At 49.4% G+C, this 14,031-nt stretch carries 16 protein-coding genes and 1 riboswitch; of the genes, 8 read left to right on the top strand and 8 right to left on the bottom strand.

What is annotated here, in order from left to right; all coding sequences use genetic code 11:
- Positions 1–190 precede the first annotated feature (190 nt).
- A complete protein-coding gene (locus DESTI_RS27680; protein ID WP_014812140.1) occupies positions 191–430 on the bottom strand; it encodes a hypothetical protein in 240 nt (79 codons plus the stop codon).
- A gap of 436 nt (positions 431–866) precedes the next feature.
- Here DESTI_RS27680 and DESTI_RS27690 point away from each other — a divergent pair, with 436 nt between their 5' ends.
- The gene (locus tag DESTI_RS27690; protein ID WP_014812139.1) at positions 867–1,328 is read left to right on the top strand and encodes an ankyrin repeat domain-containing protein; all 462 of its coding nucleotides are present in this window, start codon (positions 867–869) and stop codon (positions 1,326–1,328) included.
- Positions 1,329–1,501: 173 nt separating this feature from the next.
- On the opposite strand, the gene DESTI_RS27695 is transcribed toward DESTI_RS27690, so the two are convergent.
- Together DESTI_RS27695 and DESTI_RS27700 are read right to left on the bottom strand one after the other, a co-directional pair.
- Entirely contained in the window at positions 1,502–1,681 is a 180-nt protein-coding gene (locus tag DESTI_RS27695; RefSeq protein ID WP_041286389.1) for a hypothetical protein, read from the bottom strand.
- A 453-nt stretch (positions 1,682–2,134) separates the two neighbouring features.
- Entirely contained in the window at positions 2,135–3,496 is a 1,362-nt protein-coding gene (locus DESTI_RS27700; RefSeq protein ID WP_014808181.1) for an IS701 family transposase, read from the bottom strand.
- 159 nt (positions 3,497–3,655) lie between these two features.
- Between DESTI_RS27700 and DESTI_RS27705 the strand changes: the two genes are divergently transcribed.
- From DESTI_RS27705 to DESTI_RS27715, 3 genes are all read left to right on the top strand, one after another.
- Complete coding sequence (locus DESTI_RS27705) at positions 3,656–4,153, top strand: hypothetical protein (RefSeq protein ID WP_014813236.1); 498 nt, start codon at positions 3,656–3,658, stop codon at positions 4,151–4,153.
- Between the two features lie 396 nt (positions 4,154–4,549).
- Complete coding sequence (gene mobA / locus DESTI_RS27710) at positions 4,550–5,179, top strand: molybdenum cofactor guanylyltransferase (protein WP_014813237.1); 630 nt, start codon at positions 4,550–4,552, stop codon at positions 5,177–5,179.
- 26 nt (positions 5,180–5,205) lie between these two features.
- Positions 5,206–6,015, top strand: coding sequence for a hypothetical protein (locus tag DESTI_RS27715; RefSeq protein WP_014813238.1), 810 nt, complete (start codon positions 5,206–5,208; stop codon positions 6,013–6,015).
- Between the two features lie 117 nt (positions 6,016–6,132).
- Here the strand turns inward: DESTI_RS27715 and rsmG are convergent, their stop codons facing one another.
- Together rsmG and cutA are read right to left on the bottom strand one after the other, a co-directional pair.
- Positions 6,133–6,705, bottom strand: a complete 573-nt coding sequence (rsmG, locus tag DESTI_RS27720; RefSeq protein ID WP_157212298.1) for a 16S rRNA (guanine(527)-N(7))-methyltransferase RsmG — start codon at positions 6,703–6,705, stop codon at positions 6,133–6,135.
- Between the two features lie 70 nt (positions 6,706–6,775).
- A complete protein-coding gene (cutA, locus tag DESTI_RS27725) occupies positions 6,776–7,102 on the bottom strand; it encodes a divalent-cation tolerance protein CutA (RefSeq protein ID WP_014813240.1) in 327 nt (108 codons plus the stop codon).
- A gap of 273 nt (positions 7,103–7,375) precedes the next feature.
- Here cutA and DESTI_RS27730 point away from each other — a divergent pair, with 273 nt between their 5' ends.
- Together DESTI_RS27730 and DESTI_RS27735 are read left to right on the top strand one after the other, a co-directional pair.
- A complete protein-coding gene (locus DESTI_RS27730; RefSeq protein ID WP_014813241.1) occupies positions 7,376–7,900 on the top strand; it encodes a CarD family transcriptional regulator in 525 nt (174 codons plus the stop codon).
- Positions 7,901–7,952: 52 nt separating this feature from the next.
- The gene (locus tag DESTI_RS27735) at positions 7,953–8,936 is read left to right on the top strand and encodes a PIN/TRAM domain-containing protein (protein WP_014813242.1); all 984 of its coding nucleotides are present in this window, start codon (positions 7,953–7,955) and stop codon (positions 8,934–8,936) included.
- A 368-nt stretch (positions 8,937–9,304) separates the two neighbouring features.
- Here the strand turns inward: DESTI_RS27735 and DESTI_RS27740 are convergent, their stop codons facing one another.
- Genes DESTI_RS27740 through DESTI_RS27750 form a run of 3 tightly spaced genes read right to left on the bottom strand, consistent with a single transcriptional unit; the run spans position 9,305 to position 11,372 of the window.
- Complete coding sequence (locus DESTI_RS27740) at positions 9,305–10,240, bottom strand: methylenetetrahydrofolate reductase (protein WP_014813243.1); 936 nt, start codon at positions 10,238–10,240, stop codon at positions 9,305–9,307.
- Positions 10,237–10,905 (bottom strand): methylenetetrahydrofolate reductase C-terminal domain-containing protein, encoded by a 669-nt coding sequence (locus DESTI_RS27745; RefSeq protein ID WP_014813244.1) that lies wholly within the window; start codon positions 10,903–10,905, stop codon positions 10,237–10,239. Before DESTI_RS27745 ends, DESTI_RS27740 begins: the two co-directional genes overlap by 4 nt.
- A 29-nt stretch (positions 10,906–10,934) precedes the next feature.
- Entirely contained in the window at positions 10,935–11,372 is a 438-nt protein-coding gene (locus DESTI_RS27750; RefSeq protein WP_014813245.1) for a hydrogenase iron-sulfur subunit, read from the bottom strand.
- A 565-nt stretch (positions 11,373–11,937) separates the two neighbouring features.
- Positions 11,938–12,119, top strand: a riboswitch (cobalamin riboswitch).
- Between the two features lie 297 nt (positions 12,120–12,416).
- Between DESTI_RS27750 and cobU the strand changes: the two genes are divergently transcribed.
- A complete protein-coding gene (gene cobU / locus DESTI_RS27760; protein WP_014813247.1) occupies positions 12,417–12,965 on the top strand; it encodes a bifunctional adenosylcobinamide kinase/adenosylcobinamide-phosphate guanylyltransferase in 549 nt (182 codons plus the stop codon).
- Positions 12,962–14,026, top strand: a complete 1,065-nt coding sequence (gene cobT, locus DESTI_RS27765; RefSeq protein ID WP_014813248.1) for a nicotinate-nucleotide--dimethylbenzimidazole phosphoribosyltransferase — start codon at positions 12,962–12,964, stop codon at positions 14,024–14,026. The genes cobU and cobT overlap by 4 nt, the downstream gene beginning before the upstream one ends.
- Positions 14,027–14,031: the final 5 nt, after the last annotated feature.

The raw sequence follows: 14,031 nt of genomic DNA on the forward strand, positions 1-14,031 counted from the left end.
AGAAACCCGGAGGCGTGATGGTCTCTTCCTCCCCCGTCTCCGGGTACTTGTTTAGTTTTGGGAACAAGGATGCAGCGCAAAATGGACCAAGGAAATCCCTCCTCGGGAGACCCCAGTCCATTACATCTTAGAATCCTCCCAACTCTTCTCTTGGTAGTAAGAGTTGTGGAAACCAAAATCAGCAGCCTAATTACGACTCATCTTTTTCAAGCTCTTCCCATGTCTCTTTGTAAGCCTGTTCGTACCCGAGTCTGATTCTGGGATCTCCTAACTCTCGAGGGAATTCTTCAACAGCCTTCTGAATCCCGGTACCATAGGGATTGCCTTGATCGTGATCGAAGATGGCTGCCTCCTTGGCCCTGATTTGAGCCACGTTGAGAGAGTAATCAAATCTTCCGCTCGTAAGAAACGTCTTGGGATCGTCCGACATGGTCTACCTCTCTTCTCCACCATATTTGTGCTTCTCCCCTCTGGTTCTACCAGAAAATCTCCGGGAGTGAAATTATCGGTTCGCATAGCATGTGAGGTTCGACCCGGCAGCGTCATCAGATCGGTCTCCTCATTGTTGACGCGGGGCCCAAGGCGTAATAAGCTTTGACTAGGGAGAATTAGCTGATTCCGGCGGTGTCCGTGATCGCGGATCAGATTGCCGTGGACGTCATTGAGAAGGCAGGAGTTGTTCCTATTTACTCCACAGATTTTGGGCCCAAGGCGAAGCTGGAAGACAGTTGTTCCGGTGCGCGATTCTATGCTTCCGAAACGACAAATCGACAATCACTGACAAATCGACAATCGCTGTTCGACTCGTAACGACTACTCGAAAGCCTCACGAACTGCTCTGGCATTGAATGGAAAGAGGAACCTTGATGAGTGACCCGAAGATCTATCGAACCGGAATCCGTGGAGCGCTGGCCCTTGCCAACAGACTGGCCAAGGAAAGGGACAAGGATGAGGCGGCGCGAATCGCTGTCGCTGAAGATGACCTTGCATCGCTGGAACGACTCCTCGCCGAAGGAACAAACATCAATGCATCGAAAGGCAAGTACAAGACCACTATTTTAATGGAGGCTGCAGTCCGCGGAAACCTGGAGGTTATGAAGCTGCTTCTTGACAAAGGAGCAAACATCGACATGGTTGATCAAGACGGCTGGACTGCCCTCATGGGTGCCACCGTTCAGGGCCGCATTGAACCGGTAAGACTGCTTCTGGAGCACGGCGCCGACGTGAACGCCAAGAATTGCAACGGCGAGACAGCACTGGTTATGGCCACTGGCATGCAGCACAGTGAAATAGAAGACGTTCTTCGGGAACATGGGGCCGAGATGTAAGAAGCACCAGCCCCCTAATGAATATCCCGCGGTGGGAATGCTTGCCTGATCTCGCTAAAAAGTGGCTTCACTCGTCTCCTGTGCCAGGTTTAAAATATTGAGCCTTTCCTTCACTCATGTTAACCTCGTGTTAACCCTGACGAAAAAAGAACTCAGGACATTTCCTGAATCCTTCATGATTTCTGGCACGTCCGACAGGATGCGAACTTGTTGAACTGCGGAAAACGATCTTCCGATGTGCTCGAAACGTCTGCCGAACTGTCCGGCGTCACGGGGTATTTCGTAGTGGAACAGTAAACCTGAATGACTATCTCTTCACTTCCCATCACTTTCGCCAGCTTTCCATCACTCACTCGATAGATCCTACTCCAATCCAGTCCCTCTGTGCTCCCGGCCCCATTGTCGTTTCGACGTACCCCACTGGTTCACGATGCGGCGCGTTCCTGAGGATCGATGTCTACGGAGCCACCGATTGCGCCGTCTATGGTCTCATTTGGCACGCGGCTCAGTTGAGACCTTGCAATGTGCATGGCTCGAGAGTGAATGTGACGGCATCGTAAGGGGATGCGACACAAAATATTTGACCTTGCCTTCCCGCTGCATTCTGCCGACATTATAGTCAGTGCCAAAAATTCTGTCGTTTATCCCTCGTGTGAATTACAGGATATTGGTAGGGATCGGCGTCCCTGCCGGTCCATTCTATCGATATCATTGATCATATTTAAGATGTGCCGGCACGGAGGCACGGCACCTACCAATCTTCCTAATCTTCAATCGGTCACTAATTTTGGCAACTGATATAACTACTATAGTTTCGCGATTCTTGCATGGTCGAGTCCGCGCGTGGAGCGCGGGCCGTTGAGTTTTTCGAACTTATTGATTCGGCTGGCTTTCGAATAAATTCTCAGCGAGAAATGACTCCTTCGAGCTGCTGCCAGCATGTCTGAAAAGGTGAACGACTTTTTCCGGCAGTACCAGGGAGCCGGGTCGGCAACGAGGTTCTTTGCAGTGACGAATTGCCCAACGAACCAAAGCACTACAAAGCAGTAGGCCCAGTAAGCAAACATAGGGGCACGGGTTACCGAGGTCTCTTTCCGACACTGAGGTTCAGCCGCACCCAGGAGGTTCTTGGTCTCTCGATTGGTCATCTCAATGCTAAAGCGTGCAGCGTAGCGCTCGATAATCTGCTGTGGTGCAGCCTGAGGGTCCGTATCGAAAAACACCATATTGGCATGGTGGCCGGCCGGGTCATGGCACAACACGATCGAAAGAGGCTGTTGCCCTGCGCTATGATACCATAGCGCCGTGAACTGATGTATCAGGAGCTTAGTTTGTTTTCCATAGCAGAAGACCCTAATCTCATTCCACCCCAGATTGGGGTCCTGGAACATCGTTTCCAGGGAGGGCAGTCGAGCGCCTCTCTTGCGAGGTCTGCCCATCACTGTAAATGGAGCAGGTTCCAGCACAGCGAACAAAGCTGCATCCTTTCTCAGCCTCCCTGTAATGTGCACATTCTTGGGTCGTGCTTTGAGGATGGTATCGCAGCAGTATCCCAGGTCGAACACAATTCTCAGTCTTTCTCCCTCTTGGAGCCATGAATGAGTCAGATTTATAAGATCCAATCCAAGTTCGGGTTTTGTCTTGTAGGGCAGGCTCTTGGGATTAAACTTGGCCTTTGGCGGCCACCAAAGGCGGGCAGCGTATGGCAGACAAAACATGCGATCGCTGATGCCGGGAAGGCGAATCGCCAGTCCTATGATGACAAAGCACACTCCATACCCCTTTTGCTTAGTATGCTTTGGGAGTGAACCATCATGCTGCCAGCCCGCGCCACAGATCTTCTTGCCAGTGTGCTTGTTCAAGGTGTCGTCAATCACCACAAGGATCTCGATCCCTTCTGCAATCAGCGTTTCTACCAACATTCTGAAGACGAAATAGGAGACAAAGTCAGTCTCCCATCGTCCCTTGCCGAGGAATCGGTAGATGCTGGCGAAGTGCTTGGATTCATGGAGTCTCATGGTCAGAATCACCTGGCTGATAGTGTGCTTGCCCATAGTGAGCACCCAACCGACCACCAGCGCAACGAAGATACGGAAACTCGGTGCGCTGAAACACGCTCTGAAATGAATCTCGTCAATCCCGAACGGATCTGGTATAGATCTCTTCAACTGGCGTTCCTCCTTCCCAGAATCTTTACACAAAACCGGGTATGTGCGGAACGCCTTATTTTTTCAAGGATTATCTCACCATCTAACCGTCCAGAATACAAAAAGGGCGAAACTATAGTCAAGACGGGCGGATATCTCTCTTTCGAAGAACCGGAATGGGTGGACAAGATAGAGTTCAAGGTCTATGACGTCCCCGTGACGGACCTCCCTTTGTACAAAAGATATGCAGAGCTGCTTTCGGAGATTAACCAAAGAATCTGGGTGATCAAGGTCGATCCCGGCTTCATCGCTCGTTACGATATCCTCGCCCTCCACCTGATGAACATCTGTGATAGGTCCAGGTTCCCGGACCTGCAATCGATAGATGAAAATATCAGTGAATATCTCACTTCATACAAGAAGCTCGAACTGCTTCGCTCACTCGTCGTCAACAGCCTGAACAGATTTGTCAGGGATCGTTCCTGCAGAGATCAGTACGCTGAATACTCCAAGACCCTGGAACTCTATAAACGGCAATTGTCTGAAGTGACGAAGAATATCGATCGCTTGACCAAACGGGCAATCACCTTGACTCAGGAAGCCAAACCCTCCGTAGAAACCAGACCCGAATCACCGTCTGCTGCTCCCGAACGGGCAATACCACCGACGAGAAGGTAGAACTCCCGTAAAGTTCTTGCCAGTATCTGAGGGGGATACTTCCCATTGAGGAGTACCCCCTCTTTTTCTCTCTCCACTATAGGTAGGTGCCAAAACTAATGTCTGATTCAGAAATAAGGAGTATTGGTGGGTGCCGGCCTCCGTGCCGGCACATCTTCAATATTAATAAATGATATCGCTGTGATGTACCGGCAGAGACGCCGGTCTCTACCAATATCCTGTAATTCAGACGCGGGATAAACGACAGAATTTTTGGCACAAATATGCACAGGGATCTCTTTATCTTAACGTCTATGTTTATCGATCCCCCCTTGCAAAAAGAAGTCCGGTGCTGGTAAATTAGCGCCTGAAATCGTCCCCCTCGAGAAATCTTTAGTCACTTCTCCGGAAAAGTACGTGTCTGCAAAGAAACAGCCCATTCAGCAAGGTTTGATTTCCGGCATTTTGTTGGCCGGGGGAGAGTCTCGCCGCATGGGCCGTGTGAACAAGGCTCTACTGCGGGTGCGCGGTCGTACCATTATTGAACGATCTGCTGGAATACTGCTACAGTTGTTTCCCGAAGTCCTCGTGATTACCAATTCTCCCGACGATTTCTCTTTCCTGGGGCTACCCATGCATGGTGATATTTACCCCGGTCGCGGGTCTCTCGGAGGATTGTACACCGGTTTGACGCTCTGTACCGGACAATGGGGATTTCTCGCCGCGTGCGATATGCCATTTCTCAATGGGGCTGTAATAGAGCATCTGACAGATTTGCGAGGTGAGGCGGACGTAATCATCCCCCGTCTTCCGGGCGGACTTGAGCCGCTACACGCGGTTTATGCAAAAGAGTGCCTCCCGTACATCAGGGACCTACTGGCGTCCGGAGATCTCAAAATTATTGATTTTTTGAAAAGAGTAAGGGTACGAGAAGTCTCAGAAGAAGAACTCTATCCTTACGATCCTGAATTCAGATTCATCATGAATGTGAATACTCCAAAGGATCTGGAAGAAGCACAGTTGATCGCCCAAGAAATTGAGCCGTAATCTTGTCAGTATGAAACGGAGCGGTCATGAGAAAAGCAGTCCTTTTCATAGCGCTCGGAATAAGTTTGCACCTGGCATATTCCGCTCTTGCGGGGGATTATGGGCCGGATGATTATCAGCAGTACGGAATGTTGTTCGACAAGGCCCGCCGTGAGGCAGTGGAAGAATTGACGAATCGACTGTTCAACCGGGAGCAAAAAGACGGTTATTATGGAGGGGAACCCCAGAAAGCTGCCATTCGCGCCAAAGTGAAAGCTCATTTCGCCATGGCCGCTGGAGTGTATTCCGGAGAATTCCAATATCAGGATGACGCTCACAATCCGGCAGTGAAACGAACCAACGAGTATTTGCGCGATTGGCGCAGAAAAATGCCTGCACCCGATCCTTCCGCAAAAGAGAAAGAACGAGAAGTATTCCTTCGTGAACAGACAAGAATCAAAACCAGTGAAGAGGAAAAAGATGCAAGGCGGAGGCTGAACAGAGAGCAAGCTTTACAGCAGTACGCAGAGATGAAAGTCTCGAATTCGGAAAAGGAAGACATCCCGGACAAGCAGAAAAGAATGACGCAAAAAGTGGATGGCGATCTCGAAGAATTTATCGCCTATATGAAAGAGCGGAGTCGGTTCGACAACCGATTAGGTGTCTTTGGCTACTGCTGGGACGAGTTGACCGATTCCTATGTCGTCAAATCGAAGACCTGCCATTACGCTAAAATTCAAAAGACTGCCGGCAAGATGTATGACGAGTTTCGATCGAATTGTCGCTGTTCGGATCGGCCGAAGATGTATCTCATACGTCACGACGGAACCAAAAAAGAACTCGGCATACGTGACTAATACCATTTTCGCAGTTGTGCACATAATATAGCGAAGGCTGCGATGTCCTGAGCGCAAAACAACAGCTCAACGTTACTGCAATGTGAATAATCTGTTAGGGAAGGGCGGAGGATCTCGCTACGAGGGGTCGATTTTACGATAGAGAATTATCCTTCTGAAATGAGATGAAAACGGCAAATGACCTTCCCACATGTTCTCAAGCTCGAATCCGGGCAAGGAGAGATCTTCTTTCCGTGAAGCGGGACCGGCCATGCGAACCAGCATTCCGCGAGGGTTCAAAATCATCCCCAAAGGGGTCATCCATTCCGATCGGAGAGAAAAAGCCCGTGACACTATGACGTCATATGCCGGGCGGTCGGGATTTTCCGTGAGGGTTTGGACCGAAATATTAAGAAATCTAATCTCGCGCAGTTGGAGCACACTGGCAGCATACTTAAGAAACACTATCTTCTTGGCATCGCGATCAAGAAGTGTAAGTTTTATATTTTCGTTAGCGATTTTGATCACCAAACCTGGAAAACCGGCTCCAGATCCGATATCCAGAACAGACATACCTTCTGTGACCGGCAAGACTTTGAAAACGGCCAACGAATCAAGATAATGTAGCACAGCTATTTCCTGAGGATCTGATAGAGCCGTTAAATTGATCTTTTCCCCCCATTCCCGTAACAATGCAAAATGAATCATCATTTTTTCTGCTGCGTCGGCATGGACAGATATCCCTAGGATTTTACAGCCATTTTCAATTATACTCTTGGGGTCAGAATTTCGGTCGGGTTGATTCATCAATCCAGCTCAGGTAGGCAGGTAGCCCTTCTGCTATTTCAAGTGCAATGATTTCAGGCACTTCGTAAGGATGGAGCTCTTTTGCAGCGGTCTGGAGTTTTCCAAAAAGCTCACGCCGAGTTTTCATAATCATAAGGCATTCAGATTCATCATATATTTGTCCTTTCCAAGAATAAATTGAGCGAATTTGAGGAACAATATTGACACAGGCAACTAATTTTTTTTCAACCAGGACACGCGCTATCAGAGCGGCTTTCTCCATGTCGTCAATCGTAACTATGCATATTATGAAGGGATTCATATGTGCTCCATGTAGTGCTTTTTTATTGACAAGCCACTATACGTTGTATATTCTCCCCCCCGGTTCAAGAGAATGGGGTTGATCCCACAACCCACCTACCAGTATTCGGATTTTATCGTTTTTGTTTAATGACTTCAAGGGTTATCTGAAGCATCATAAATTTAGCGGAATGAGTAGGCTGAGTAATATCAACACATTGCAAGGGGGGACTTATATTATTTGTTGTGAACTGTTTAGGAATTGGCGGGAAATAAAGAAAGGGAGCCGGTAAGTATGTCAGAATTTGAAATCGGTGAAGTTGTGGTATATCCGATTCATGGAGTAGCGCGAATAACCGATATAAGAAAAGAAAAAATCGGGAATTCCGATCAACTATGTTACATCTTGGAGACAGAAATTAAGACCGCCAATGAACGACCGGTGATAAAACTGCCTGTAGACAAAGTTGAATCCAATCGAGTGCGCAAAATCGTGGATGAATCCGAAGTCAGTAAGGTAATAGAAATATTGCAGAACAGAGCTTTGAAGACAGATTCCCAGACATGGAATCGTCGTCATCGCGAGTATCAGGAAAAAATGCGTAGCGGCAGCATTTTTCAAGCTGCCGAAGTATACCGGGATTTATGTTTGTTGAAAGAAACAAAAGACTTATCACATGGCGAGCGCAGGCTTTTCGATCAAGCAAGAAATCTCTTGATAAAAGAACTCTCTGTGGCAAAAAAGACCGAAGAGACTGAAATAGAAAAGACCATTAACAAGATATTCAGCCGAACAAGACCGCCAGCCGAGACGGAATAAAAGTATTACCATTCAAGGTTCTCCTTGCTGCAAGGAAAGGGACCGTTTGTCTATGCCAAGTAAGTTGCTTTCCGTCGTCCTCCTGACAGCGTGCATAGGTTTTGGCGGCTTGTTGGGGTGGACTCTGGTCGGAGACGCGACGGGCACTGTTGCGTATATGGGAGCAGGGGCGCTCCTCGGAATCGCTGTCATTCGTTTACTCCGCATGTGGATCAGACTCGACCCCTTCTCAATCATCGGAGGAGCGGTCGGCGTCATCTCTGGAGCATTGGCCTCCAATCTGATCACTTGGGGCATTCAACGCAATCTGGAACGACTTGAAATCGGCCTGCTGATTTATGTGACAGTCACGATGATCTTGTGTCTCGTGGGATTGCAGCTCGGATCCACGAAGGGAAGAGAGCTGAAGAAGAAATCCGAGACCGGCAAGGAAAAAGTGCGTGACGTCATCGGAATCCTCGATACCTCCGTTGTCATTGACGGTCGCATCGCAGATGTGTGCGAAACCGGTTTCCTCTGCGGCGATCTCATAATTCCTCAGTTCGTTCTCAAAGAGCTCCAGATGATAGCCGATTCTTCAGAAGCCACAAAGAGGACGCGTGGCAGACGGGGACTGGATATTCTCAACAAAATGCAGAAGCTCTCGCATGTGGTCATCATTATTGAAGCAACCGATTATCCGTCTGTCAAAGAAGTCGATCAAAAGTTGATAGAAATGGCCAAGGAGACGGGGTACGCAATTATTACCAACGATTTTAATCTGAACAAAGTCGCGGAAGTGCATTCCATCCAGGTGCTCAATATCAACCAGCTTGCAAATGCTCTGAAACCGGTGGTCCTGCCCGGCGAAACCATGAAAGTGCAGATCCTCAAGGAAGGCAAAGAGCATGGGCAAGGAGTGGCTTATCTGGACGACGGCACTATGGTTGTTGTGGATAACGGCAGGAGATACATGGGGAAGACTGTGGAAGTCACCGTAACCAGCGTGCTCCAGACTACCGCGGGTCGGATGATCTTTGCCGTGATGAAAGTGTAAGAATTTCGCTTTTGAATAGTAAAAGTTGGTGAATCTTCGTTTGTAGAAAGGTTCACCAAACCCTCCAGAAAATTTTATCGTGATCCCCAGAGTTAATTATCCAAATGAATATTCAAGAATATGGTGGGTGCCGTGCCTCCGTGCCGGATTATTTTTCGTATGATCAATGATATCGGCATGATGGACCGGGAGGGGAGAACGTGTCTCAAGAATCTCGAATGTATAAGAAATCGTGGCACGCCCCTACAAGGGCTGAGCCCGCAATGCCGAGATCACGTATAAATCGGAAGCATAATACATTTATCAAAAAAAACGGGAAAACCCTTCTTGTAAGAAGAGTTTCCCCGATTTTGCTTCTTTGTAGGAGATCAGACGACAGGTCGAGGGAGAAGTCCCGCTTTTTGTGCGATTTCTCCGACCTTTTCTTCCCATTCGATAGCCATGATGTGGACTCCGGCTATGCCTTTCATCTCACGGAGCTGTTGAATGGTCTCTACGGCTATGGTGATGCCTTCTTCGGCCTGTTTTTCTTTTGGCGTATCTTTCATCCTTTTCAGGAGTTCATCAGGGACGTCCATTCCAGGCACGTTATTGGCCATGTATCTTGCCATGCCGAATGATTTGAACGGAGTGACGCCACCGAGGACGAACACCTGTTCATGAAGACCCCGATCTACGACGCCTTTCATCCATTCCCCGAATTTCTTCACATTGAAAATACACTGCGTCTGGATGAACTCCACTCCGGCCGCCACCTTCTTGGCCAGACGCGGCACCCGAATCTCGAAGGGGTCCGCAAAGGGGTTTTCCGCAGCTCCAATGAACAATTTGGGAACACCCTTGATTTCATCGCCACCGAGGAATTTCCCGTTGTCTCTCATGCCGCGGACTGTTTGAATCAGTTGAATCGAATCCAGATCGAACACGTTCTTCGCTGAGGGATGATCTCCGAATTTCTGGTGGTCTCCGGACAAGCAGAGCATGTTGTTGATACCCAGAGCAGCGCCACCGAGAATGTCACTCTGCATGGCGATTCGGTTCCGGTCTCTGCATACCATCTGCATGACCGGCTCCATCCCTTCCTGCATCATGATCACAGCGGAAGCGATTGAGGACATTCTCACCACTGAAGTCTGGTTATCGGTAATATTGAAAGCATCTGCATTATTCTTCAGGAGCTGGCATTTTTTTCGGATGACTTCCGGATCGGCGCCGCGAGGTGGGCCGCATTCGCCGGTTACCGCGAACTGGCCGGACCTGAGAATCTTCTCGAGTTTGCTGTTTGTTTTACACTCGACGCTCATCGTTGAAAGTCCTCCCTGATCATCTTGCGGGGACCTCCGTCCCTATTGGATCTCCAGTCGTTTGACGGCATGATCTGTTCATATCTATCCATGAGATTGAGAGATTTCAGCCGATCGATTATCAGTTGCCAGGCGCAATCCACATCGGGGTCGATCTCGCACTTGCCCTTCGTGGAGCCTCCACACGGACCGTTCAGAAGGCTTTTCGAGCAACGGGCTATGGGACAGATTCCGCCGGTGTACGCCAGTTTACACTCACCACAGGTCTGGCAGCGTTCGACGTAGTATCCTTCTTTCTTGGAACCGCCCACGAATCCGGTATTCAGAGCAGGGTACACCGGAATTCCCATATATTTTTCCGCCATGAACTGCACGCCTGCGCCACATGCCATGGAGACAACTGCTTCCACTTGAGGAACCATGCTCTCCACTTGCTCGATGTACTCGGGATCGCATTGTCGTTCTATAGTATGTTCGATAATTTCGAGCGGTTTTTCTTCTTTTTCGCGTGCTATTCTGAGTTGGCTGGACAGAACGCGTACTGCATCGTGACCGCCCGTAAGGCATACTGTTACGCAGCCACCGCATCCCAGTACCATGATTTTCTTGTTCCCTTCTATCATACGCATGATTTCATCGAAGGGTTTCCGTTCGCCTATGACCATTTTTCGCCTCCAAAGGGACTTTGCCTGTTTTAAGCCGCTTTTACCGTATTCTTATGCTTTTTGTTAAGTGGACTGGGACCCAAATTGCGGATGCGTTCCGTGAACTCACGAGCGACTTCGGCGAATTTCGGGCCCATGGCGGCGCTCATGTTGAACATCTCCAGGCGTTCCGGCTCGAGACCGGCTTCCTGGATCAATTTCTTCGTATAATTCACGCGAGGTTTGGCCACCAGGTTTCCTTGGATGAAGTGACAATCACCTTCAAGACAGCCGGCAACGTATACGCCGTCAGCGCCTTTCTCGAAAGCCCGGAGCAGGAAAACCGGCGTAATCTTTCCTGTGCAAGGCAGTCGGATAACTCGTATATTGGTAGGATATTCAAGTCTCATGCTGCCGGCGAGATCCGCCGCGCCGTACGCACAATAATGACAACAAAATGCTACTATAGTGGGCTCGAAATCTGCCATGAGTGAAGTCTCCTGGATCTAAGTATCTGCTGGAAAAACGATGGGTGAGCATCAAATTTAAACCAACAGCAGAAAAAAATCAAGAAGTCAAAATCATGAGGCCTGATGTTCTCCATCTCAAAGTGCGACAATGTCTGATCTTCCCTGTTGCCGTTTCACTGCGGAAATCCCGATCAGGCTCATTCCGAGGATCGATGACAACGTATAAAGAATTGCCAAAAGTGGTATCCGATTGAAATAAGAATGTTGGTGGGTGCCGTGCCTCCGTGCCGGCACATCTTTAATATGATCAATGATATCGATATAATGGACCGACAGGGACGCCGGTTCCCACCAGTATCTTGTGTTGGAGCATGGGATAAACGTCAAAATTTTTGGCAATCGCTATAAAGATTGGAGTGCACGGAAAAACTTCATTGCGCGACATGCTGTAGCAAACGGTTGCGCCCACGGCTACGTTCGGTCGCGCTTCCAGCGACTTTTTCGGGTCAGGATCGGGGTGTCGACACAGTTTCCCGGATTTTTTTCCTTGACTGTTGTAGCCTTCGACCGTTATCCTACTAGTTAAGGTTCAGTAATTGGGCTATCCTAAAAATCAGGATTTTAGGGAAAACGGTGCAAATCCGTTGCGGACCCGCCGCTGTAACCGGGGATGAAAGCCGCAATACCACTGTCAATTCTTGATGGGAAGGGCGGCGAGTAAAACGAACCGGAAGCCAGAAGACCTGCCCATGGGAGCTATAGCGTCACGCTCTTCGCGGTTCGAGAGCATGGCAGCAGGATGAAAAACGGCATCCTCGGGCATACCCGAGGATTTTTTTATGCTTCTGACCATCGATTCTCCTTCCGCACACTGCCTCTGGCACGGGCAGGTTTCCTGTCGCTACGCGCTTAGCGTATATTTGTTTTTGTATTCAGGATGTTGAGACGCTTATGTGAACTCCGGTCAGGGAGAATTTTCCGACTGAGCCTTTTACTCATGTTGGAAAGCTACTTGAATTTTTCCGGATTGTTCCTCAAAATAGCATAATAAATAGGTCTCAAATGGCGAGGATCGTTCTTATCACAGGCGGTAGTCGAAGCGGAAAAAGTGATTACGCTTTGAATCTGGCCGAATCTCTTCCCGGATCTCGTGGCTTCATTGCGACCTGTCAGCCGAAGGACGCAGAAATGGCTGAGCGGGTCAGAAAGCACAGAGAGCAGAGAAGCGATAGATTATGGGACACTATTGAGGAACCCGTCGCAATCGCTCCAATTCTCGCTCAGTCCAGGCATTCCGTTTATCTTGTCGACTGCTTGACCCTGTGGATTAGCAATCTGATGTACCAAGCTTCATTGCAGGAAAAAGACTTTACCGAATACGAGCTGATCTCGGTAGTGGGAGAATTGCTGGATGCCTGTTCCCTTTCAAATGCAACAGTCGTATTCGTCACCAATGAAGTGGGATCGGGAATTGTCCCCGAAAACCCTCTGGGACGCTTGTACAGGGATCTTGTCGGACGCTGTAATCAGATAATTGCCACAAAGGCCGATGAGGTCATGCTCGTTGCGTGCGGATTACCACTGACTCTTAAGGAAAGGACTTCTTTATGAATTTGGTCGAACAGACAATCGCCGGGATAGAACCGGCTGACACATATTTTCGCAATAGAGCCAAGGAAAGGCTGGACATGCTCACCATGCCGCACTGGGCATTGGGCAGACTCATGGACCTAGCCATGGATCTTGCCGGGATGACCGGATCGATGAACCCGAAATTCGATAACCGGGTCATTGTGACCATGGCGGGGGATCATGGCGTTACAGCGGAGGGCGTGAGCAAATACCCTGCAGAAGTTACGGTTCAGATGGTTCACAACTTTCTGCGCGGCGGAGCCGGAATCAACGCGCTTGCCAGGACTGTAAAAGCAGATGTAGTCGTGGTGGACATGGGCGTGGCCGGAGAAATTGAAGGAGTCGAAGGCCATCTGAATTTTGTCTCAAGGCGCATCCGGCCGGGCACGGACAATATGGGTGTTGGGCCCGCAATGACGCGTGAGGAAGCAATACTGGCGGTAAGAGCGGGGATCGAGATAGCTCATGAGTTGAGCTTTTCCTACAGTCTTTTCGGCACCGGAGACATGGGTATCGGAAACACAACCCCCAGTAGCGCTATTGTAGCCGCTTTCACGGGCCAACCGCCTGAGAAAGTAACGGGTCGCGGCACAGGAATCGAAGACGATCAATTTCTTCACAAAGTCGAAGTGATAAAGAAGATTCTCAAGGTCAACAACCCCGACCCCCGCGATCCCTGGGATGTACTCTCAAAAATAGGCGGATTTGAGATCGGTGGAATCGCAGGACTCATTCTCGGGGCTGCATCCAGGCGCAAACCAGTCCTTATCGACGGATTTATCTCCACAGCCGGAGCGTTGATAGCAGCGAGCATCTGTCCCGCGTCGCGCGATTACATGATAGCGGCACATCGCAGTGTCGAGCAGGGGCATATCATAGCTCTCGATCATCTCGGAGCAAAGCCCCTTCTCAATTTGGATATGCGGCTGGGTGAAGGAACCGGTGCGGCTCTCGCCATGACGCTTGTAGACGCAGCGGTCCGCATTCTCACTGAAGTGGCGACATTTGAGGAAGCATCGGTATCCCAGGCAAACGTATGATCGGC

It is taken from the genome of Desulfomonile tiedjei DSM 6799 (assembly GCF_000266945.1).
GTDB lineage: Bacteria > Desulfobacterota > Desulfomonilia > Desulfomonilales > Desulfomonilaceae > Desulfomonile > Desulfomonile tiedjei.